The 20,249-nt window shown below is 73.3% G+C and carries 16 protein-coding genes and 1 pseudogene; 7 read left to right on the forward strand and 10 right to left on the reverse strand.

The features are described 5' to 3' along the window. Window positions 1-79 precede the first annotated feature (79 nt). The gene (locus ACZ6W9_RS21580; protein ID WP_389966971.1) at window positions 80-355 is read right to left on the reverse strand and encodes a GlsB/YeaQ/YmgE family stress response membrane protein; all 276 of its coding nucleotides are present in this window, start codon (window positions 353-355) and stop codon (window positions 80-82) included. A 337-nt stretch (window positions 356-692) separates the two neighbouring features. On the opposite strand from ACZ6W9_RS21580, the pseudogene ACZ6W9_RS21585 reads away from it, so the two are divergent. The 4 genes and pseudogenes from ACZ6W9_RS21585 to ACZ6W9_RS21600 all read left to right on the forward strand — a co-directional run. Then, window positions 693-2,246, forward strand: a pseudogene (locus ACZ6W9_RS21585) (GH1 family beta-glucosidase); the annotation flags it as partial. Beyond that, on the forward strand, window positions 2,223-3,095 hold the full coding sequence (locus ACZ6W9_RS21590) for a LacI family DNA-binding transcriptional regulator (RefSeq protein WP_470119436.1): 873 nt from the start codon (window positions 2,223-2,225) through the stop codon (window positions 3,093-3,095). The pseudogene ACZ6W9_RS21585 and the gene ACZ6W9_RS21590, both read left to right, overlap by 24 nt. 232 nt (window positions 3,096-3,327) lie before the next feature. Then, window positions 3,328-3,834, forward strand: coding sequence for an SRPBCC family protein (locus ACZ6W9_RS21595; RefSeq protein ID WP_389966974.1), 507 nt, complete (start codon window positions 3,328-3,330; stop codon window positions 3,832-3,834). A 288-nt stretch (window positions 3,835-4,122) separates the two neighbouring features. Further along, the gene (locus ACZ6W9_RS21600) at window positions 4,123-5,592 is read left to right on the forward strand and encodes a CBM96 family carbohydrate-binding protein (RefSeq protein WP_389966976.1); all 1,470 of its coding nucleotides are present in this window, start codon (window positions 4,123-4,125) and stop codon (window positions 5,590-5,592) included. 221 nt (window positions 5,593-5,813) lie between these two features. Here ACZ6W9_RS21600 and ACZ6W9_RS21605 read toward each other — a convergent pair whose 3' ends face one another. The 6 genes from ACZ6W9_RS21605 to ACZ6W9_RS21630 all read right to left on the reverse strand — a co-directional run bounded on the left by ACZ6W9_RS21605 (window position 5,814) and on the right by ACZ6W9_RS21630 (window position 13,534). After that, complete coding sequence (locus ACZ6W9_RS21605) at window positions 5,814-8,186, reverse strand: terpene synthase family protein (RefSeq protein ID WP_470119246.1); 2,373 nt, start codon at window positions 8,184-8,186, stop codon at window positions 5,814-5,816. A 199-nt stretch (window positions 8,187-8,385) separates the two neighbouring features. Continuing rightward, complete coding sequence (locus tag ACZ6W9_RS21610) at window positions 8,386-9,747, reverse strand: hypothetical protein (protein WP_389966982.1); 1,362 nt, start codon at window positions 9,745-9,747, stop codon at window positions 8,386-8,388. Beyond that, window positions 9,744-10,511: an ABC transporter ATP-binding protein gene (locus ACZ6W9_RS21615; RefSeq protein ID WP_470119248.1), complete on the reverse strand. Its 768-nt coding sequence runs from the start codon at window positions 10,509-10,511 to the stop codon at window positions 9,744-9,746. Before ACZ6W9_RS21615 ends, ACZ6W9_RS21610 begins: the two co-directional genes overlap by 4 nt. Continuing rightward, the gene (locus ACZ6W9_RS21620) at window positions 10,504-11,028 is read right to left on the reverse strand and encodes a PadR family transcriptional regulator (RefSeq protein WP_389966987.1); all 525 of its coding nucleotides are present in this window, start codon (window positions 11,026-11,028) and stop codon (window positions 10,504-10,506) included. The genes ACZ6W9_RS21615 and ACZ6W9_RS21620 overlap by 8 nt, the downstream gene beginning before the upstream one ends. Before the next feature lie 252 nt (window positions 11,029-11,280). Continuing rightward, window positions 11,281-11,826, reverse strand: coding sequence for a DUF1697 domain-containing protein (locus tag ACZ6W9_RS21625; protein WP_389966990.1), 546 nt, complete (start codon window positions 11,824-11,826; stop codon window positions 11,281-11,283). A gap of 190 nt (window positions 11,827-12,016) precedes the next feature. Next, window positions 12,017-13,534, reverse strand: coding sequence for an MFS transporter (locus tag ACZ6W9_RS21630; protein ID WP_470119251.1), 1,518 nt, complete (start codon window positions 13,532-13,534; stop codon window positions 12,017-12,019). A 103-nt stretch (window positions 13,535-13,637) separates the two neighbouring features. On the opposite strand from ACZ6W9_RS21630, the gene ACZ6W9_RS21635 reads away from it, so the two are divergent. Both ACZ6W9_RS21635 and secY read left to right on the forward strand, forming a co-directional pair. Beyond that, window positions 13,638-14,282 carry a TetR/AcrR family transcriptional regulator gene (locus tag ACZ6W9_RS21635; RefSeq protein WP_470119253.1) on the forward strand — a complete coding sequence of 215 codons (645 nt, stop codon included), beginning with the start codon at window positions 13,638-13,640 and terminating at the stop codon, window positions 14,280-14,282. 256 nt (window positions 14,283-14,538) lie between these two features. Next, the gene (gene secY, locus ACZ6W9_RS21640) at window positions 14,539-15,936 is read left to right on the forward strand and encodes a preprotein translocase subunit SecY (protein WP_470119254.1); all 1,398 of its coding nucleotides are present in this window, start codon (window positions 14,539-14,541) and stop codon (window positions 15,934-15,936) included. Here the strand turns inward: secY and ACZ6W9_RS21645 are convergent. Further along, window positions 15,911-16,576: a response regulator transcription factor gene (locus tag ACZ6W9_RS21645; protein WP_362939687.1), complete on the reverse strand. Its 666-nt coding sequence runs from the start codon at window positions 16,574-16,576 to the stop codon at window positions 15,911-15,913. The genes secY and ACZ6W9_RS21645 overlap by 26 nt on opposite strands. Next, a complete protein-coding gene (locus ACZ6W9_RS21650) occupies window positions 16,573-17,832 on the reverse strand; it encodes a sensor histidine kinase (protein WP_470119257.1) in 1,260 nt (419 codons plus the stop codon). Before ACZ6W9_RS21650 ends, ACZ6W9_RS21645 begins: the two co-directional genes overlap by 4 nt. Window positions 17,833-18,000: 168 nt before the next feature. Here ACZ6W9_RS21650 and ACZ6W9_RS21655 point away from each other — a divergent pair, with 168 nt between their 5' ends. Beyond that, a complete protein-coding gene (locus ACZ6W9_RS21655; RefSeq protein ID WP_470119259.1) occupies window positions 18,001-19,215 on the forward strand; it encodes a winged helix-turn-helix domain-containing protein in 1,215 nt (404 codons plus the stop codon). A gap of 111 nt (window positions 19,216-19,326) precedes the next feature. Here ACZ6W9_RS21655 and ACZ6W9_RS21660 read toward each other — a convergent pair whose 3' ends face one another. Next, window positions 19,327-20,196 carry a hypothetical protein gene (locus tag ACZ6W9_RS21660; protein WP_389967010.1) on the reverse strand — a complete coding sequence of 290 codons (870 nt, stop codon included), beginning with the start codon at window positions 20,194-20,196 and terminating at the stop codon, window positions 19,327-19,329. Between the last annotated feature and the right edge of the window lie 53 nt (window positions 20,197-20,249).

Genomic DNA, 20,249 nt, shown 5'->3' on the forward strand with positions numbered 1-20,249 from the left:
GGCACGGGCCGGGGACACGGCCGCTCGTGCGGCGTGTCCCCGGCCCGTGCCGGTCCCCGGGACGGCTTCGCCCGGGGCGTCAGCGGACGCCGCCGCGCCTGCCGTACACGCTGGCGATCAGGAAGACGCCCAGCGCGGCCACGACGACCTGAAGGATCAGTTCGATCCAGTCGATGCCGCTCGTCGTGCCGACCCCGATGGCCCTGGCGATCCCGGAGCCGATGAATGCGGCGATGATGCCGATCACGACCGTGAGCCAGATGGGGATGTTCTGCTTTCCCGGCAGGATGAGCCGGCCGAGAGCGCCGATGATGGCCCCGATGATGATGGCACTGATGATGCCGGTGACTGTCATGTCTCACACTCCCCCTGATCGCACGGCTTTTCCGCCGTACGCCCCCTGGAAGCCGTATGCCCGGCGCGGAAAGAACGACACATAAGACAGATCCTCCATTTAAATAATCCTTATTGATTAATCGCTTTTTCCACTCCATACGGCACCACGACGGCACGCGGTGGGAACGGCGGGCGCGGCGGGCCCCGAGGGCCGTGACGGGTCCCGCGCCAGGATCCTGAGGCCGCGGCGGTATCACCGTTCGACGCCGGGCACCCGCCACCCCGATGATTCAGGTGTCCGCGACGACGGGGACGGCGGCGGCGCCGTACCCTCACACGACAGGGGGCCGGTAACGATGACCGGGACGTTCACCGCCATCGCCGGGAGGACGCTGTCCTTCCCCGACGGCTTCGTCTGGGGGGCCGCGACCGCCGCCTATCAGGTCGAGGGGGCGGCGGAGGAGGACGGCCGCGGCAGGTCGATCTGGGACGTCTTCGCCCACACCCCCGGGCGCGTCGCGGGCGGCCACACCGGCGACATGGCCTGCGACCACTACCACCGCTACCGCGACGACGTCCGCCTGATGCGGGAGCTGGGCCTGGGCGCCTACCGCTTCTCGGTGGCGTGGCCGCGGATCCAGCCGACCGGCTCCGGCCCCGTCAACACCGCCGGGCTCGACTTCTACGACCGTCTCGTGGACGAGCTGCTCGCGGCCGACGTCTCCCCCTACGTGACGCTGTACCACTGGGACCTGCCCCAGGCGCTGGAGGAACGCGGCGGCTGGACGGACCGCGACACGGCCCACCGGTTCGCCGACTACGCGCGGATCGTGCACGACCGGCTGGGCGACCGCGTCGGCACGTGGATCACGGTCAACGAGCCCTGGGTGGCGTCCGTCCTCGGGTACGGCATCGGCGCGCACGCGCCGGGCCGAGCGTCCTGGCGGGACGCCTTCCACGCCTCCCACCACCTGCTGCTCGCCCACGGGCTGGGCGCCCGGGCGCTGCGCGACGCGGGCGCCCGGGAGATCGCCCTGACGCTGAACCTCGCCCCCGTGACGACCCCCGGACGGCTGGACGACCCCGAGGCGGCGCTCTCCGCCGAGGACGCCGCGGCGGTGGACCTCGTCGACTGCCTGATAAACCGGCAGTTCCTCGATCCGGTGCTGCGCGGGGAGTATCCCGCCGCCGTCCTGGACGTCATGGAGCGGGTCGCCGGCCTCGGGCACATCCGCGACGGCGACCTGGAGACCGTCAACCAGCCGCCCGACCTGCTCGGGGTCAACTACTACACCCCCTGCGTGGTGAGCGCCGAGCCGGGCGAGGCGGCCAACCCGGCCTATCCCGGCACCGAGGGCATCCGGTTCGGCGACTCCTACGCCCCCACGACCGCCATGGGCTGGCCGATCGTCCCCACGGGCCTCACCAGCCTGCTCGTCCGCCTCGCCCGCGACTACCCCGAGGCCGGTCTGCTCGTCACCGAGAACGGCGCCGCCTTCGAGGACACGGTCTCCGGCGAGCACGTGCACGACGCCGACAGGACCGCCTTCCTGGAGGGCCACCTGCGGGCCGCGCACGCCGCCGTCGACGCCGGAGCCGACCTGCGCGGGTATCTCGTCTGGTCGCTGCTGGACAACTTCGAGTGGGCCGAGGGGTACGGCAAGCGCTTCGGGATCGTGCACGTCGACTTCGTCACCCAGCGCCGGCTGCCCAAGGACAGCGCGCTGTGGTTCCGCGACGTCATCCGGAACAACGGGCTGCGCGCCGGGCGGGCCCGGCGTCCCACCCTGGAGGAGGTGGCCGCCCGGGCGGGCGTGTCCAGGTCGACCGTCTCTCGGGTGATCAACGGCGAGGCCGCGGTCAGCCCGGAGTTCCGGGAGGTCGTCATGAACGCGGTCACCGAACTCGGCTACGTGCCCAACTCGGCGGCCCGGAGCCTGGTGACCCGGCGCACGGAGTCGATCGCGCTGGTCGTCCCGGGCGGCGCCCGCGCGGGAGACCCGCTGTTCGCCGCGGCCGTGGACGCGGCGGGCCGGGAGCTGGAGCGGGCGGGCAAACGGGTCACGCTCATGTTCGCCGGCTCCCCCGCGGACCGGAGCCGGGTGGAGCGCCATCTGTCCGCCGGGCACGCGGACGGGGCCCTGCTGCTGCCCGCCCGGGTCTCCGATCCGCTGCCCGGCGCGCTGGCCGGGACGGGCGTCCCCGTCGTGTCTCTGGGCAGGCCGCCGGCCGCGGTGGCACTGCCGTACGCCGGGACCGACGACGCGGGCGGGGCCGCGGCGGCGGTCGGGCACCTGCTCGGCCGGGGACGGCGGCGGATCGCGACGATCCGCGGGCCGGTGGACCTCGCCGCCGCGAGGGACCGGTTCGACGGCTACCGGGACGCCCTGCGGGACACAGGGTTCCGGTCCGCCGACGCGGTCGGCGACCTCTGCCGCGCCTCGGGGGCCGCCGCCATGCGCGAACTGCTCACCGCGGACCCGTCGCTGGACGCGGTCTTCGTGGCCGGCGACCTGATGGCGGCCGGCGCCCTGCACGCGCTGCGGGAGGCCGGGCTGCGGGTGCCCGGGGACGTCGCGGTCGTGGGGTTCGGCGACGACGAGGACGCCGCCTACACCGTTCCCTCGCTGACCACGGTGCGCGTCCCGTGGACGGACCAGGTCCTGGCGGCGGTGCGCCTGCTCCTGCGCCAGATCGGCGGCGGCCCCTCGTCCTCGATGATCCTCCCCACCGAACTGGTCGTCCGGTCCTCCTCCTGACCCCCGCCGGCACGGCGGGCCGCCCGGCGCGGCATCCCGGGGCCCGGAGCGGCGGTACGGCGAGGCGGGCCGCGACGCCACGGCGGGGCGGTCCGTCCTTCCCTACCCTTGACCGGGACAGGGGTGGGCACCGGCGGCCCGATCGTCCATCGTGTGAGGTGACGATGACGGAGTCGTCGGTGAGACCGGCGGCGGGCACCCGGCGAGGTGCCGCGAGCACGCGGAGGCGGGAATGGAAGACCACGGCGTCACGGGAGCCAGGGTGGAGATCGAGACCACCGTCGGCCTGCCTCCGGAGCGGTTGTGGGACCTCATCACGGACGTGCCGCGGATCGCCGACTGGAGCCCGGAGTGCGAGCACCTGGCCTGGCTGGACGCCGACGACGCCGCGCCGCGCGTCGGGGCGCGGTTCGAGGGGCGCAACCGCCGCCAGGACCGGGTGTGGACGGTGACGTCCGTGGTCACCGAGGCCGACCGCCCCCGCTCGTTCGCCTGGTCGGTGCTCGACCGCGCGGGCGACCCGGAGCGCCCCTCCTCCCGGTGGCGCTACGACCTGGAGCCGGCCGAGGAGCCGGGCCGGACCGTCGTGCGCCACAGCTTCGAGCACGGCCCCGGCAACAGCGGCCTGCGCGAGATGATCCAGGGCAACCCGGAGATCGCCTCGGTCATCCTCGACGTACGGCTGGGCGAGCTGCGCAAGCACATGACCGAGACCCTGGACGCGATGACCCGCGACTGAGCGCCGAGGCGCCATCGTCCCGAGCCCGTCCGGGCGTACCCGGGACCGCCGGGCACGTCCGCCGGAACCTCAGGCGTGCCAGGGACCGCCGGATCCCGGACGTGGAACGCGCCATGTCCGGGGTTCCGGCGTGCCTTTCACGACGGGTTTCAGCCTCCGCTGAAAAGCCTGTTCCGGTCTTCCCCGGCGTTGCTAGCGTGCCCCGGAACTCTCCGTCCCGGCACCGCCGCCGGCCCGTGCCGCGCGGCGGCTCACGCGCGGGACGGACCGGGAAACGAGGAGAGCAGTGTGCCGAAGGAAGACGACGATCGCCGGGAGAGCCGGCACGTGGGGATGCCACGGCGCGTCGCACGGGTGATCGCCCCGATCGTGATCGCCCTGTCGGTCGTCCCCGCGACGACCGCCCAGGCCGGGGCGGTCCCTCCCGCCCAGCGGCACACGAGCACGACGACCGCGACGGCGGGCGGCTCGGTGACCGTTCCGGCGAGCGCCGACACCTACGTCGTCCAGGAGCAGCCGGCCACAGCCTACGGCTCGGCCACGAAGATCACGGCGGCGAACTGGGCGAGCTGGCATTCCGAGGCGCTCGTCAGGTTCGCCGTACCGGCGACCCCCAAGGGGAAGACGATCACATCGGCGCGGCTGCAGCTGGACTTCGCCAAGCTCGACCAGCAGCCCGGCGAGGTCCGCCTGAACACGGTCGCGGACGACTCCTGGTCGGAGGCCACGACCTACAGCGGCAGGCCGGCCCTCGGCGCGGCGGCCGGCAAGGCGCAGATCAGCTCGCAGGGCACCGAGACGATCTCCGTGAACGTGGCGCCCGAATCGCTGAGGGGTTCGAGCACCGTCTCCTTCGCGCTGACCGATCCGACCTCCGGCTCCGCGGCCTCCTTCCACAGCCGTGAGCACGGGGCCGACGGCCCGCGCCTGGTCATCGGCTACGGGGACACCGCCGCCGCAACGTCCCTGTGCGGCGCGTCGATCGGCAAGGAGGCGAACGAGACGCAGCAGCAGGCGTTCGACCGGATGAACAAACTCTTCGGCGGCCTCGACATGGTGCGGATCTTCTACACCGGCCTGCCCGACGCCTGGCCCGGGAAGCTGAACGTCGGCACCCGGCCGGTCGTCGTGTCGTTCAAGGGGAACGCGAAGGACCACCTCAAGGGAACCTACGACGCCCGGATGCGGGCATGGTTCGCCGGCGCACCGCGCGACCGCGATGTCTACTGGGTCTACTACCACGAGCCCGAGGACAACATCCGCGACGGTGAGTTCAGCGCGTCCGAGTACAGGGCCGCGTGGAAGCACCTGAGCGCGCTCGCCAAGGCGGCGGACAACCCGCGGCTGCACGCCACCATGGTCCTGATGCAGTGGAGCCTCACGGACGCGTCCGGCCGCGACTGGCGGGACTACTATCCCGGGGACGGGGTGCTCGACGCGCTCGGCTGGGACGTCTACAACCATCCCTCGGCGGCTTCCAAGGGTGTCTACACCGAACCGGCGAAACTGCTCGCCGAGATGGTGCGGGTCAGCGAGAGCGTGAACCTGCCGTTCGGCGTGGCCGAGATGGGCTCGGCGATCGCGAAGGGCGACGACGGCACGCGGCGCGCGGCCTGGATCCGCGCGATGAACACGTACCTGAAGGACAGCGGTTCGCTGTGGAATCTCTGGTTCAACGTGAACTGGCCGTCGGGTGACTACCGGCTCACCGACCCGGCCGGCATCGGCGCCTGGAAGGACTTCTGCGCGGAGAGCTGAGCGGTCTCCCCATGGTCTCCGCGCGGTGAGCCGGGAACCGGTCCGGGGTGCGCGCCGGGCCCGCGTCGCCGTACGCGGGCCCGGCGTCCGGCCGGGAGCACGCCGCCGCGGTCACCGCGTCTGAGGGCCGTACGGCCTGGGAGTGCCCCGCGGCGGCCGTCGCATCGAGGACCGTACGGCCGCGTCGGGACGTGCGGCGGCCGTACGGAACCCCGTGGCGGTCAGCGGACGGCGGCCGCCGCGAGCCGCGCCGCGGAGGTGCCGAGCCCGGTCGGCGCGAACGGGAAGCCGGTCGTGGCGGTGAACCGGTGACGGAGCAGCTCCGCCTCGGTGTACCGGGCGCACCGGCGGTGCCACTCCAGGATGCCGGACATCCACTCCTTGAGGTCGTCGGCGTGACGGGTGAGGATCCGGCGGGCCGTCTCGTCGAGCTCGAAGTCGTCGAACAGGGCGGGAAGCCCCTCGGCGACGATGTGCTCGAACTGCCGCATCCGCGCCTCCATCAGGTCGGCCACGACGTCCCGGGCGATGAGCCGGTCCACCCCGAGGAAGTGCTCCACCACCACGACGATGTTGTGGAACTCGCCCTCGAACTCGACCTCCTTCTGGTAGGAGAACAGGTCGTTGGTGAAGCAGGCGTAGTCCTGCGCCGCGGTGTCCAGCTCGCGCATGGTCCGCGTCCGGTAGATCTCCTCGGGCACCGCGTCGGAGTGCGCGAGCCGGGCCAGGCTCATCGTCATGTCCGACCCGAACGTCCTGCGGCGCATCTCGATGTAGTCGACCGGGTCGGGGACGCGGTTCTGGGCCTGGTTGGCCAGCTCCCACAGCCAGCTGGAGGTCATGTCCTCGACCGCCCGGCGGAACCGCCGCCGGTGATCGGCCGTCATCGGCCCCGCCGTACGCCGCCACAGGTCCGCGAGGCCCGCCTCGATCGGGTTCACCGGCTCGGGGACGGCCTCGCCGTCGTCCAGCGGCATGAACAGGCGCAGCCGCTCGTCGCAGAGCTTCGCCGCCGCGAGGTCGCGGGTCGCGCCGAACACCACGGGGAAGTAGTCGTCGCCGTACGTCCCCCAGGCCAGCCAGTCGGACGACAGGTCGAGCTGCCCGGGGGTCGCGTCGGCGTGGATCATGGCGGCGCAGTGCGGGAAGTCGAAGCCGCGGAAACGCCGCTCGTCCCATATCCCACCGGCCTCCACCCCCGGCACGGAGTCGAACATGCCCATCCCCCTGGCCCAGCCGACCGCGTGACGCCGGGCGGCGTCCAGGTGGGGGCTGGTACGGACCGCGTACGGCATGGGCAGGGCGGGCAGCGGCAGGTGCCCCACCGGGCGGAACGGCGCGAAGGAGTGCTGACGCGCCCGGGTCCGCAGCCCGAGCCGTCCCTGGGAGGGCGCGAGCCTGGCGGCGGAGGTGCCGAGACCGGCCGGCCCGCCCGGCACGGCGGCCGGGACGGGTGCGGTGGGGCCGGATGCGGTTCCCGGGTCGGGGACGATGAGCCCGGAGGCGACACCGGAACCGGAGCCGGCACCCGGGCCGGAGGCGCCGGAGGCGCCGGAGGCGGGGACGTCGGAGGCGGTGGCGGTGGCGGTGGCCGTGGCGTCGTTCATGTAACGGCTGGACCGCGCGTGCCACTCGTGCCCACCGGACTGCCAGTCCTGAAGCCCCTTGACGTAGGCCGCCACCGCGACCGCCTCGGACGGGGACGCGGAGTGCTCGGACAGCAGCGACGGGACCTCGGCCAGCGCCGTGTTCTCGAACTGCTGCAACCGCGAGGTCAGCAGGTCGTTGACCAGCTCGGCGGCCTCCTGAGTGGAACAGCCGAAGAACCGCTCGAAGACCAGCACCGCGTTGGAGTTCTCGCCCTCCTCCTGGACCTCGCGCTGGTAGGAGAACAGGTCGTTGCGCAGGTGCACGGCGTCGGAGAACGTGTCCGACAGCACCCGCATCGGCCTCGCCTCGGCGAAGGCTTCGGGGATCTCCGCGCCGGAGGCGTACTCGACGAGGTTCGCCGACCACGGGGCCCCGCCGACCCGCCTCCTCATCTGGACGTACTCGATCGGGTTGGCGATCCGGCCGCGGTCGATGTTGTCCAGCTCCCACATCGACTCGACCATCAGGTTGTGCGTGCTGGTGACGAAGCGCCGCCGCCACCCCTCGGACATCGCCGGGACCGTGCGCTCCCACAGGTCGGCGAGGCCCGCCTCGGCCGGGTTCGCGGGCTCCGGCGGCGTCTCGCCGCCGGCGGTCATGAACAGCTCCAGGCGGTCGAGGTACGCCTTGGCCCCGGTGAGGTCACGGGAGTACTTGAAGTGCTCCAGGAAGTGGTCGTCGAAGAAGAACACCCAGACGTACCAGTCGGTGACCAGGTCGAGGGTGGGGCCGTCACAGTCGGGGTGGGTGTAGGCGCACATCAGCGCGTAGTCCATGCGGGCCAGCGCTTCCTCGTCCCAGACGACGCCGCCGCCGGGCCGGGGGGCGTCGAGCATGCCCATCCGCCGGGCCCAGTCCGTGCTGTGCTCCCGGGCGCGCTCCAGATGGGGGCTCAGTCTCGCCGGGTACGGCATGTAGAAGTCGGGCAGCGTGAAAGCCTGCATGTGGGCGCCTACTCTCGTGCTCCTGGACCTTCGCCCGGCGGGCCGCGCTCGCCTCCGCCCGGACATGACCTATCACTGACGGTAATGAGACTGACACTTTACGCGCCCGGCCCGCAAGGAGGTACGGGAAATCCCGGCCGGGCGGCGCCTTCCGGCGCAGTGATCCCGGGACCGTTCGAAAGGGCCCGGGATCACCGGTTCAGCCGGCGCGCAGTTCCTCCGGACGGACCCAGCGGCGCAGGATCGGCCGCGCGGCCCCCGCCACCAGCACGGCGGCCAGCACGCCGATCCCGGCCATCGCCGCCGCCGCCACGACGGAGGCGGCCAGCGCGCCGGGTCTCCGAAGGTAGAGGTCGGCCAAGGCCAGGATCGTGACGCCCGTCCCGGCGACCGCGCTGACCACGCACACCGGCAGCGCCGCGATGAGCGCCTGCCGGGTGAGGACCCGCCCCAGCGCGGGGACGGGGACACCGGAGGCGGCCAGGACCGCGAACGACCTCCGGTGGTCCAGCAGTTCCTCGGCCTGGTGCACCACGAGGGCGCCGGCCGAGGTGACCATGGCCGCCAGCAGGGCGAGGTACATCAGCGTGTAGGCCGTCGCCTGGAAGGCGGTCAGCTGATCTCTTTGGAACACGGTGAGCGTCTGGTTGGCGGCCACGGCCGCGCCGAAGAACACCGTCAGCCCGACCACCGACAGCGCGCGGGCCCACGCCCGGGGGTCGGCCTCGACCATCCGCGCGGCCAGCAGCGTCTCGGGCGCCGACGTCCCACGCCCGGTCCGGCGGGCGGCCGTCCGCCCGGCCCGGCGGGCGGCCCTCCCGACCAGCCACGCGGTGGCCAGCACCAGTCCGAAGAGCAGCAGCACCGCCCCGGCGGCGATGGCCACGGCCGCGCCGTACTTGCCCCCGAGGAGGAAACGGCCCCTGCTGAGGAGCGCGGACGCGAACAGGGCGGCGCCCAGCGCGACGAGCCCGAGGTCGCGTGCCCTCGGTCCCCGCGGCCGGGCCCGCCGTACCACGCCGAGCGGGGAGGCGATCACGTGCCGGCCCGCCAGCAGGCCGGACCACACGCCGCCGAGCACGACCGCGGCGAGCACGACCGGCGTCCAGAGCAGCGGACGCACCGGTACGACGTCGCCCAGCGACCATCTCGCCACCAGGGCGGCGAGCAGGTAGACCGCGACGCCGAGCGATCCGCCCACCAGCGCCGACCGTCCGCTCTCGGCCGCCCCGACGAGCCGTACCTCGCGTGGGGTGGCCCCGGCCAGCCGGAGCGCGGCCAGCCGCCGTTCCCTGGCCGCGGTCGTCAGGCGGCTCACCTGGTAGAGGAACGCGACGGCGGGTACGGCCAGCAGCGCCAGGGTGAGCGCCACCACGAGCCGCGGCTCCTTCTCGGTGAGGACGCCGAGACTCCCGCGCCGCTCGTCGAGCCGGAACGCCGTCAGGTGCAGTGCCAGGCACAGCAGGACGGTCGCGAGCGCCGCTCCCGCGGCCATCAGACGTCCGCGTGTCCGCTCGCGGCTGGACCTTCCCCGGCTGAGCATCCGGATCACGGTGATCACCGGCTCACCCCGCCGGTCGCCGGCGCTCCGCCCGCGGCCTCTCCCGGCGTCTCCGCCGGTTCCTCTTCCGGCGCCCTGTCCGCCGGCGTCTCCCGCGCCGAGGCGGTCGCGCCCGCGACGACCCGGCCGTCCCGCAGCGCGATCTCCCGGTCGGCGTAGGCGGCCACCTGGTTGTCGTGGGTGACGACCACCAGCGTCGCCCGGCTCTCCCTGACCGCGCCGACGAGCTCGCCCATCACCCGTTCCCCGGCCAGCGAGTCGAGCGCGCCGGTGGGCTCGTCGGCGAAGACCACCCGCGGTTCGGCGGCCAGCGCGCGGGCCACCGCGACCCGCTGGAGCTGGCCCCCGGACAGCTCCGCGGGCCGCTGCCGGGCGCAGCCCGCCACGTCCAGCCGCTCCAGCCAGGCACGGGCGGCCTCCAGGGACTCCTGACGTCCTCGCCCGCCGAACAGCAGCGGCAGCACGACGTTCTCCTCCGCGGTCAGCTCGGGCACCAGTTCGCCGAACTGGAAGACGACGCCGAAGTTCTCCCGGCGCAGCCTCGTCCGGGCGTCCTCGTCGAGGGTGTCGAGACGCCGCCCGGCGAACAGGACCTCCCCGGCCTCGGGGCGGACGATCCCGGCCAGGCAGTGCAGCAGAGTGGACTTGCCGGAGCCGCTCGGGCCGGTGACGGCGACGACCTCACCCTCCCCGATCTCCACGGACGCGCCGTCCAGCGCCGTGGTCCGGCCGAAGGACTTGCGCAACGCTCGCGCCTCAAGCATCGGTCTCTCCCATCAGCACGGTGTGCCGTTCCAGCGCCGTCTCGATCCATCGCAGGTCGGCGTCGAGGTGCTGGAGCGCGTAGTCGGCGGCCAGCACCTGGGCGGGCGGCCCCGACGCCTTCTGAGCGGTGAGCTCCCGCATCCGCGCCAGGTGGGCGGCGCGCTGCCTGAGCAGGTAGTCCTCGGCCGTCCCGCCCGCCAGTGTCGCCACCACCACCCGCGCGAACAGCGGGCTCGCGACGTACGGCGCGGGCGTCTCGGTCTCCGCCAGCCACCGGTCCAGCTCGGCCCGCCCGGCCCCGGTGATCGTGTGGACCGTGCGTTCCGGGCCGCCCTCCTGGGCCGTCCCGGTCACCTCGGTGAAACCGTCACGCTCCAGCCGCTGCAGGGTCGCGTAGACCTGCCCGTAGGCGAGCGGTTTGGCGCCGGGGAGACGTTGGTCGTGTTCCTTCTTGAGTTCGTAGCCGTGCTTGGGCCGCTCACTGAGCAGCCCGAGCAGGACATGTCCGGTCGACATGATCGCGACTATACATTCACTGTATACATTGAGCGAATAGTTTCCCCCGACGCGGCCCGGCAGCGGTCCGTCCGCCCGTGGGTCCGTCCGCCCGTGGGTCCTCCGCCCGTGGGTCCTCCGCCCGTGGGTCCTCCGCCCGTGGCTCATCCGCCCATGGCTCATCCGGGCACGGGCCATGCCCCGCCGTCCGGCCGGATCGGCGGGCATCCGGGTCGGCGGGCGTCCGGCCATGTCAGCGGGCGCCTGGTGGTGTCACTCCTCCGCGAGGGCCAGCAGCTTCGTGACGGTGTTCCAGTTGCGCATCGTGGCCTGCGTGTTCGACCGCTTCTCCAGCAGGGGCGGCAGCTTCGGACGGCGCAGGCCGTCCGGGAAGTACACGTAGAGCTCGCGCCTGCCCACCGCCATCTCCTCCGGCGCGTACTCGGCCGGGTCCAGGGCAGCGAGCACCTTCCGGTCGGGGGCCTCCGGCAGGAAGAACACCCCGAACCTGGCCGGATCCCGTACCTCCAGCGGGTTCTCCTCGACCACGGCGCGCAGTTCCACGGCCGTCCGCACCATGACGGCCACCGACAGCCCCAGCTCCGCGGTGATCCGCCGCTCGATCTCCGCGGCGACCCGCTCGGGCCGCCTCTCCGCCTCGGGCCGCCTCTCCGCCGGGACGAACAGGGCGTTCCCGCTCCGGAGATGGGTCCGCACGCCGGTGTGGCCGAGCCCCTCCAGCAGTGCACGGAGATCGGACATCGCGACCGTGGTCGCGGGGCTGACGTTGATGCCGCGCAACAGCGCCACGTACCGCATCGGACCGCCTTCCTCTCGAAGAGCTCGCGGGCGACGCTACCGCCCGTACCTGCCGCCCGACGTCAGGTTCCCCGGAACCGGCGCGGCACCGGACCTCCCGGCGCCGCCGCCCGCGGGCCTGTCCCGACGGCTCGTCCCGTGCCCGCCCTCCCGTGGGCCCCCCGCGGCCGGGCGGGCACGCCCGCGACGCTCAAGCGCCGGTCCCGGCACCGGTCGCCGGCCGGTCTCCGCGCCGCCGCGGGGCCAGGAACGTCCCTGCGAGCAGCGCCCCGGCCAGGACCAGCGCCGCGTTGACGAGGACGGCGAGCGAGACGCCGGACAGGACGGCCGCCGGCCCGGTCTCCCCCAGGACGGCCGTCCGGGCGGTGACGACGGCGCTCATGACCGGGATGCCCAGGGTGATGCCGACCTGCTGGGTCATCGTGGCCAGGCCGGTGGCCATCCCCTGCTCGGAGTCGGGCAGACTGGACGTGGCGGCGACCATGAACCCGACGATCATCAGCATGTTGCCGACGCCGCCGACGAAGGTCGCGGCGAGCAGCAGCCAGATCCAGGAGCCGGAGGCGCCGAGCGCCACCAGCGAGAGGGTCGCCGCGGCCTGGACGACTCCGCCGCCGGCGATCGTCGCGCGGGCGCCGAACCGGCCGACCACCCTGCCGCCGAGGGTCCCGCCGAGCACGGTGCCGACGCCCAGGACCCCGAACGCCAGGCCGGTGGCCATCGGGGAGTAGCCGAGGACCTCCTGCAGGTAGAGGGTGAGCAGGAAGACGAGCGAGGTCTCGGTGGCGAAGGCGACCAGCCCGGCGGCGTTGCCCCAGACGACGCTCCGGCGCCGCATGACGGCGGGCGGCACCAGCGGCGCGGCCGAGCGCCTCTCGACGAACCAGAATCCGATCAGCAGCGCGCCCCCGGCGGCCAGCGCGGCCACCGTGAGCGGAGAGGCCCAGCCCGAGGCGCCCGCCCGGGTGAGGCCGTAGACCAGCAGGAGCAGCCCGCCGGTGACGGTCACGGCGCCGGGCAGGTCGAGTCGCGGGCGCTCGGACGGCCGTGAGTCGTCGATCACGGACGGCGCCAGGGCGACGACGAGCGCGGCGACGGGAACGTTGACGAGGAAGGCCCACCGCCAGGAGAGCAGGTCGGTGAGCAGGCCGCCGAGGATGGCCCCGGCGGTGAACCCGGCCGACATCAGCGCGCCGTTGAGCCCGAGGGCCCGTTCCCGCAGCGGCCCCTCCCGGAACGCCGTGGTCAGCAGGGCGAGCCCCGCCGGGGTGACGGCCGCGGTGGCCAGCCCCTGCAGTACCCGGGCGACCAGGAGCACCCCGGGCGAGGTGGCGAAGCCGCCCAGGGCGGAGGCCAGGCCGAGGACTGCCATGCCGGCCAGGAACAGGCGCTTGCGGCCGACGAGGTCGGCGATCCGGCCGAACAGCAGCGTGAATCCGGCCGCGGCCAGGGCGAAGGCGGTGGCCACCCACTGGAGGTCCGCCAGGGAGAAGCCGAGGCCCGCGCCGACGGCGGGCAGCGCGACGTTCAGGATCGAGAAGTCCACGGCGATCATGAACTGGGCGCCGAGCAGCAGGGCCAGCACCAGCTTCTGCCGTCCGGTCATGCGGACCGTCCGGCCGGATCCCGGCCGGCCGGGTTCACTCCGGTCGGGTTCACTCCGGACGGGTTCATCTTGGGTGGATGCGGCTCGGTCGAGCATGGACATGGGGATCCCCTCCTGAGGACACGACCATTAACGGGACAATAGTTCCGTTAGAATGAGAGAACGGTAACAGACGACCGCCCCGTAATGGAACAGGAGTCCCGTTATGACCGCTGGCCGCACGGAAGCCGAGCGCACGGAAACCGACCGGGTCGAGCCGGGCACCGTACGGCCCGGCGGACGGACCGCCCGCGTCCGGGCGGCCGTGCTGCGGGCGGCCGGGGACGCCCTGGCGGAGCACGGCTTCCACCTGCTCGACCTCGCCGACGTCGCCCGCCGCGCGGAGGTGGGCAAGACGACCGTCTACCGGCGCTGGGGCACGCCGACCGGCCTCGTCACCGACCTGCTGGCCGACATGGCCGAGCAGTCCCTGCCCCGCACGGACACCGGCTCGCTCGCCGGGGACCTCAGGGCCAATGCCCGGCTCGTGGTGAAGACCCTGACCGATCCGCGCCAGGGCGCCCTGTTCAGGGCGGTGATCGCCGCCGCCGCCTGCGACGGGCGCACCGCGGAGGCCCTGCGCCGCTTCTACGCGACCCGCATCGGGGAGTGGGCCCCGTGCGTCGTCCTGGCCGTCGAACGCGGGGAGCTGCCGGCCGGCACCGACCCGGCGGAGGTGATCCGCGCCGTCTCGGCCCCCCTCTACTACCGGCTGCTGGCCAGCGGCGACCCGCTCGACGACGCCGCGGCCGACCGCGCCGCCACGGCCGCCATGGCGGCGGCACGAGCGGGGGCGTACGTCACCGCCTGAACCGCCCGAGCCCCCTGAACTGTCCGAGCCGTCTGAATCGCCTGAACCGCCTGAGCCGTCCGATCCGCCCGACCCACCTGAACCGCCCGACCCACCTGAACCGCCCGAGCCGCCCGAGCCGTCCGAGCCGCCCGGCCGTGCCGGCACGGTGGCGGGTCCGCATGACCGCGCACGTCGCGGACTACGCGGATCCGCGTACGGCGATGCCTCCGGTGAGCGGACGACCCGCCCCGGGCCGCGCGGACACACTCGGCGCATGCCGACCGCTCTCCTCCGCGCCTTCCGCGTACCCGATCTCCGCAGGAAGCTGCTCTTCACCCTGGGACTGATCGCCCTGTTCCGGTTCGGGCAGATCCTGCCCTCGCCCGGTGTGGACGTGACCGCGGTACGGCGATGCCTGAGCGGCACCGGCGGCGGGCTGGTCGACATGCTGCAACTGTTCAGCGGCGGGGCGATGTTGAAGCTGTCGGTCTTCGCCCTCGGCGTCATGCCGTACATCACCGCGGGCATCATGATGCAGTTGCTCACCGTGCTGATCCCGCGCCTCGCGGAGCTCAGGAAGGAGGGGCAGAACGGGCAGGCGAAGATCACCCAGTACACGAGGTACGCGGCGGTGGCGCTGTCCGTGCCCTACGCCGCGACGATCACGGCGACGGCCCGCTCCGGCCGGATCTTCCCCACCTGCCGGCAGCCGCTGCTGCACGACCAGGGCACGATGACGGTCGTGGTCATCACGACCGTCATGGTCGCGGGCACCTGCGTGATCATGTGGCTGGGCGAGCTGATCACCGAACGGGGGATCGGGAACGGCATGTCCGTCCTGATCTTCACGCAGACGGTCGCCGTCTTCCCCTCCTACGTGTCGAACATCTTCCGGCTCAGCCCGTTCGCGCTGGCGGCGATGCTGGTGGCGGCGGTGGTGTTCGTCGAGCAGGCGCAGCGGCGCGTCCCGGTGCAGTACGCCAGGCGCATGGTCGGGCGCAGGATGTACGGCGGGACCTCCACCTACCTCCCGCTCAAGGTCAACCAGGCCGGGATCGTCCCCGTCATCTTCGCCTCCTCGCTGCTCTTCCTGCCGCAGCTGGCCGTACAGCTGACGGGCGGCACCGGGCCGGTCGCGGAATGGGTCTCCCGCTATCTCGTCTCCGGCGACCACCCGGTCCACATGACGGCGTACCTGCTGCTGGTCGTGGCGTTCACCTACTTCTACGTGTCGATCACCTTCGACCCGGACGAGGTGGCCGGCACCATGAGGCGGTTCGGCGGGTTCGTGCCCGGCATCCGGCCGGGCCCGCCCACCGCCGGCTACCTGCGGTTCGTGCTCTCCCGGCTGACCGCGCCGGGGGCGGTCTACCTCGGCGTGCTGTCGCTCATCCCGATCGTCGCCTTCGTGGTGCTGCGCGACCCGGCGACGCAGCAGAACTTCCCGTTCGGCGGGACGACCGTGCTCATCATGGTCGGCGTGGGCCTGGAGACCGTGAAGCAGATCCAGGCCCAGGTCGAACAGCGCGACTACCGCGGGTTCCTCCGCGACCGCGGAGCCGGAGACGCCCGGGACGGCGGAGCCGCGGGAGCCGCGACCGGCGGACGATCCCGGCGGACCGGGAGCCTCCGGGCCTCCGGAGGTCTCAGGGGACCGTCAGACCGGATCTGACCGCGAACACGACGAGCTGGGCCCGGTCGCGGGCCCGGAGCTTGACCATGGCACGGCTGACATGGGTGCGCACGGTGTCGGGGCTGATGACCAGCTCACGGGCGATCTCGTCGTTCGACCGGCCGGTGGCGACCCAGGCGACCATCTCGCGCTCCCGGGGGGTGAGGGAGTCGAGGCCCTCGACCGGGCCGGCGTCGGGGCGGCCGAACAGGCCGATGACCTTCCTCGTGACGGACGGCGAGAGCAGCGCCTCGCCCGAGGCGACGACCCTGATCGCGTGGGCCAGCTCCTCCGGGGCGCCGTCCTTGAGGACGAACCCGCTGGCTCCGGCCTGAAGCGCGGCGAAGACGTGCCGGTCGGTCCCGAAGGTCGTGACGACGACCACCCGCGTGCCGTCGAGCGCGGGGTCCGCCGCGACGGCCCGCAACGTGTCGATGCCGTCCATGCCCGGCATGCGGATGTCGAGCAGGAGGACATCGGGCCGGGTGTCGGCCAGCAACCGGAGGGCCGCGGCGCCGTCGGCCGCCTCGCCGGCGAACTCCAGGTCCGGCTCACGCTCGATGAGAGCCCGCAGCCCCATGCGCACGACGGCCTGGTCGTCGGCGACCGCGACGCGGATCGGGCCGGCGTGCGCGTTCATACATTCCCCCGCGGGTCCGCGTCGTCCGCCGGGAGGCACACGCCGTCCCTGGGGAAGCGCGCGACCACCCGGAAGCCGTCGCCCGGGAGGGGCCCCGCGGCGAACGTGCCGCCCGCCTCCGCCACCCGCGCCCGCATCCCGGCGAGCCCCCGCCCTCCGACCACCCGGACCGTGCCGGGACGAAGGCCGGGACGCGGGCCGGGACCGGCCGTCCGCGCCGAAGCGGGATCCGCGTGATCGCCGGGGGCGGCCACCGGGACGGACCCGGCCGTGAGGGCGGGACCCGTCACGTGACCGGGACCGGCGGGCCCGGCGGGGCCGCCTCCCCGGTCGACGACCTCCAGGACGAACTCGTGCGGCCCGTCGGCGAGGCGGATCAGGGCTCCACCGGGGTCGGCGTGGCGCATGACGTTGGTCAGCGCCTCGCGCGCCACCCGGTAGACCGTCTCTTCGAGCCCCGCGGGGACGCACGGCTCTGCCGGCTCGACGTCCACCGGCAGGCCCGCCGCCCGCACCCCGCCGACCAGCCGGAGCAGGTCGTGGTCCGCGGGCTCGGGGTCCATGAGGTCGAGTGCGGAACGGAGCCGGCCGAGTGCCTGCGCGCTGGTCGAGCGGATCGCCTCCAGTGACTCGCGGACCCGCTCGGGGTGCTCGTCGAGCATGAGCAGCGCCACCCCGGCCTGCATGGCGATGGTCGCGAAGCCGTGTCCGGCGGCGTCGTGCACCTCGTCGGCGATGCGCGCGCGTTCCGCGGCGACCAGCTCCCGCGCCCCCGCCTCCGCCGTCGCCGCCCCGGTGTCCGGTCCGGCGTCCGGTCCGTTCCGGGCGACTCCGGCGCCCGCCTCCCGGCCCGCCGCTTCGGCGCACGGCCGGGGAAGGAGACGGTCCGGCTCCGCGGCCACGGGTCGCCGGTCCGGCTTCACCAGCGGCGCCGGCCGCGCCGGGGCCGCGGCGAGCGCCCAGCCCGCCGTACCCGCGCCTCTCGAAGCGCCCGGGGCGGTGCCCGGGGCTCCGGGGACGCCCGGGACGCGCGCACCGGATGCCGGATCCGCCGCGATGTCCGTGCTGAGCTGCCGCCCGCCCCCGTCGCGCACCGCGGCGAGGCCGGCGGACGGCCACGGGATGGCCAGCCAGCCCGCCCACGCCAGCATCAGGACGACCGGCAGGTCCCGCACCCGGCCCAACCGGAGCAACGCCTTCGCGGCCGCGGCGAGGGAGTCGCGCCGACGGCCCTCCGGATGCGTGTGCTCGGTCACCGTCCCCCCAGAACATGTGCGTACGCGCTGATCCTAACCAGCTCCGGACGATCCCGCCCGGGATCGGTGCCTCCATTTCCGATGGGGACTCTCGCACAAACCATCGAATACCGCATGGATTTATGTGTAGATTGCCGGACGGAATCCCCGCGAGAAAGGCCGCCGCGCATGCCGTCAGCTCTCACGCTCACCATCGACCAGGCCAGACGGCTCGCCGTGGGCGCGCAGTGCCTCGCGGGTCCCGGCCCCGTGAGCATGGAGCAGGTCCTGCGGCGGCTGCGGTGCCTCCAGCTCGATCCCATCGACGTCGTCGCCCGGAGCCACCTGCTGGTGCTGTGGAGCCGCCTGGGCTCCTACGACCGGGCCGAGCTGGACACGCGGCTGTGGAAGGAACGCAGCCTGTTCGAGTACTGGGCGCACGCCGCCTCGATCGTGCTGACCGAGGACTATCCGATCCACCAGGTCATGATGCGGGGCTACGCGACGGGCGACTCCCCTCACGCCCGGAGGGTCCGCGACTGGATGACCGCCAACGAGCGCCTGCGCCTGCACGTCCTGGAACGGCTGGACGAGGCGGGCCCGCTGCCGACCGACGGGTTCGACGACATCGCCGAGGTGCCGTGGCAGTCGAGCGGCTGGACCGCGGGCCGCAACGTGGAGCGCATGCTCGACTTCCTGTGGCGGCAGGGCACGGTGATGGTCGCCGGACGCGACGGCCGCCGCCGGCTCTGGGACCTGGCCGACCGCTGCCTTCCCGGCTGGACGGAGCGGGAGCCGCTCTCCGCGCCCGAGGCGGTGGCGCGGTCGGCCGAGCACGCGCTGCGGTCACTGGGCGTGGCGCGTCCGGCGGACATCGAGCAGCACTTCGTGCGGGACCGCTACCCCGACCTGCCCGTCGCACTGGCCGCCCTGGAACACGCGGGCCGCGTCCACCGCGCCCGCATCGGCTCCGCCGGCACGGAGACCTGGTACGTCCACGACGACGCCCTCCCGCTCCTGGAGACCCCGGCCGACGGATCCTCCCGCACGGTCCTGCTGTCGCCCTTCGACAACCTCGTCTGCGACCGCGCCAGGACCGAGCGCCTGTGGGACTTCGTCTTCCGCACCGAGATGTACGTCCCCCGCGCCAAGCGCCGCTACGGCTACTACGTCCTGCCCGTCCTGCACGGGGAACGCCTGATCGGCCGGATCGCGCCGCGCTTCGACCGGCGCTCCGCCGTACTGACGGTGGAGGGGCTCTACGCCGAGCCCGACGCCCCCGCCTCGGCCGCCGAGCCGGTCGCCGAGGCCGTCGCCGCCCTCGCCGCGTTCCTCGGCGCCCGGACCATCACGTACGGCGGGCCGGTCCCGGACGCCTGGCGTACGGCCCTGCACTCCCGCTGAGCCCCGAACCCCCGCAGCCCCGGACGCCCGCTGAGCCCCGGACGCCCGGTACAAGGCCGGACGCCCGGTACAAGGCCCCGGCGGGTGGACGCCGGAGCCGGAGACGAGCCGTCAGGGCTTGACCGTGTTGACGATCTCCTTGGGGTCGGAGAAGTCGAAGAGGTAGTCGATCTTCAGGTCCTTCTCGTCGAGGACCTTGTCGGCGGGCGGGGCCAGGACGGTGACCGGCATGCCCCAGTCGGTGTAGCGGGTGTCCGTCCTGAAGGTCATCGAGACCTTCTTGCCCATCCGCATGGTCTCGGTGCTCATCATGCGCTGGGGCAGGCCGTCGCCGTTCGTCCAGAGCCGCCAGGAGATCGACCTCTTCGCGGCCTCGCGGCCGAGCTCGCCGGGGAGGGCGGGGTAGGACTTGGGGGACGCCTTGGACAGCTGCCCCAGGCTCACGGTGCCCCGGTAGAGGAAACCGCCGGAGGCGGGTTCGCGCTTCGCGCCCTTCAGCATGGTCTTGAGGACCGTCGGCTCGAACACGTTGACGGTCTGGCTGCTGACGGCCTTGAGGTCGGCGGGGGCCTTCGTGCGGACCCACTCCTTGCTCTCGGGCAGGTTGCCGTACGTGCTGTTGGAGACGTAGAGCTTGCCGTCCACGGCGGTCACCGAGGACGGGGTGAAGAAGTCGAAGGACGACTCCGCGCCCTCAAGGGCCTTTGTGAGCTCCGGGTCGGCGACGATCTGCCAGGTGCCGTCGAAGGCGACCGGTCCGGAACGGCCGAACTGCAGCCTGGCGTTGTTGCGGATCCGTATCGAGGTCTTGTCGATGACGACCCGCGTGACCTCGGCGAGCTGGACGCCGTGCCCGTCGCGGAACTGCCGCTTGACCGCCTGCACCGGGTCCGGAGAACCCGCCTGCGCGGCGGCGGGCACGGCGGCGACCGGCACGGACGCGATCAGCGCCGCGACGGTTAGGACAATCCATCGCCTCATGAGGATTCGTCCCTTTCTGGAGGGGTGGGAGAGCACCAAAGGGGCCATCATTC

The organism is Streptosporangium sp. NPDC053982, assembly GCF_055585205.1.

What these genes read in the sequence shown, in the direction of transcription:
- ACZ6W9_RS21580 (WP_389966971.1), bottom strand. Translation starts at nt 355, where the DNA reads ATGACAGTCACCGGCATCATCAGTGCCATCATCATCGGGGCCATCATC.
- ACZ6W9_RS21590 (WP_470119436.1), top strand. Translation starts at nt 2,223, where the DNA reads ATGAACGCGGTCACCGAACTCGGCTACGTGCCCAACTCGGCGGCCCGG.
- ACZ6W9_RS21595 (WP_389966974.1), top strand. Translation starts at nt 3,328, where the DNA reads ATGGAAGACCACGGCGTCACGGGAGCCAGGGTGGAGATCGAGACCACC.
- ACZ6W9_RS21605 (WP_470119246.1), bottom strand. Translation starts at nt 8,186, where the DNA reads ATGCAGGCTTTCACGCTGCCCGACTTCTACATGCCGTACCCGGCGAGA.
- ACZ6W9_RS21615 (WP_470119248.1), bottom strand. Translation starts at nt 10,511, where the DNA reads ATGCTTGAGGCGCGAGCGTTGCGCAAGTCCTTCGGCCGGACCACGGCG.
- ACZ6W9_RS21620 (WP_389966987.1), bottom strand. Translation starts at nt 11,028, where the DNA reads ATGTCGACCGGACATGTCCTGCTCGGGCTGCTCAGTGAGCGGCCCAAG.
- ACZ6W9_RS21625 (WP_389966990.1), bottom strand. Translation starts at nt 11,826, where the DNA reads ATGCGGTACGTGGCGCTGTTGCGCGGCATCAACGTCAGCCCCGCGACC.
- ACZ6W9_RS21630 (WP_470119251.1), bottom strand. Translation starts at nt 13,534, where the DNA reads ATGTCCATGCTCGACCGAGCCGCATCCACCCAAGATGAACCCGTCCGG.
- ACZ6W9_RS21635 (WP_470119253.1), top strand. Translation starts at nt 13,638, where the DNA reads ATGACCGCTGGCCGCACGGAAGCCGAGCGCACGGAAACCGACCGGGTC.
- secY (WP_470119254.1), top strand. Translation starts at nt 14,539, where the DNA reads ATGCCGACCGCTCTCCTCCGCGCCTTCCGCGTACCCGATCTCCGCAGG.
- ACZ6W9_RS21645 (WP_362939687.1), bottom strand. Translation starts at nt 16,576, where the DNA reads ATGAACGCGCACGCCGGCCCGATCCGCGTCGCGGTCGCCGACGACCAG.
- ACZ6W9_RS21655 (WP_470119259.1), top strand. Translation starts at nt 18,001, where the DNA reads ATGCCGTCAGCTCTCACGCTCACCATCGACCAGGCCAGACGGCTCGCC.
- ACZ6W9_RS21660 (WP_389967010.1), bottom strand. Translation starts at nt 20,196, where the DNA reads ATGAGGCGATGGATTGTCCTAACCGTCGCGGCGCTGATCGCGTCCGTG.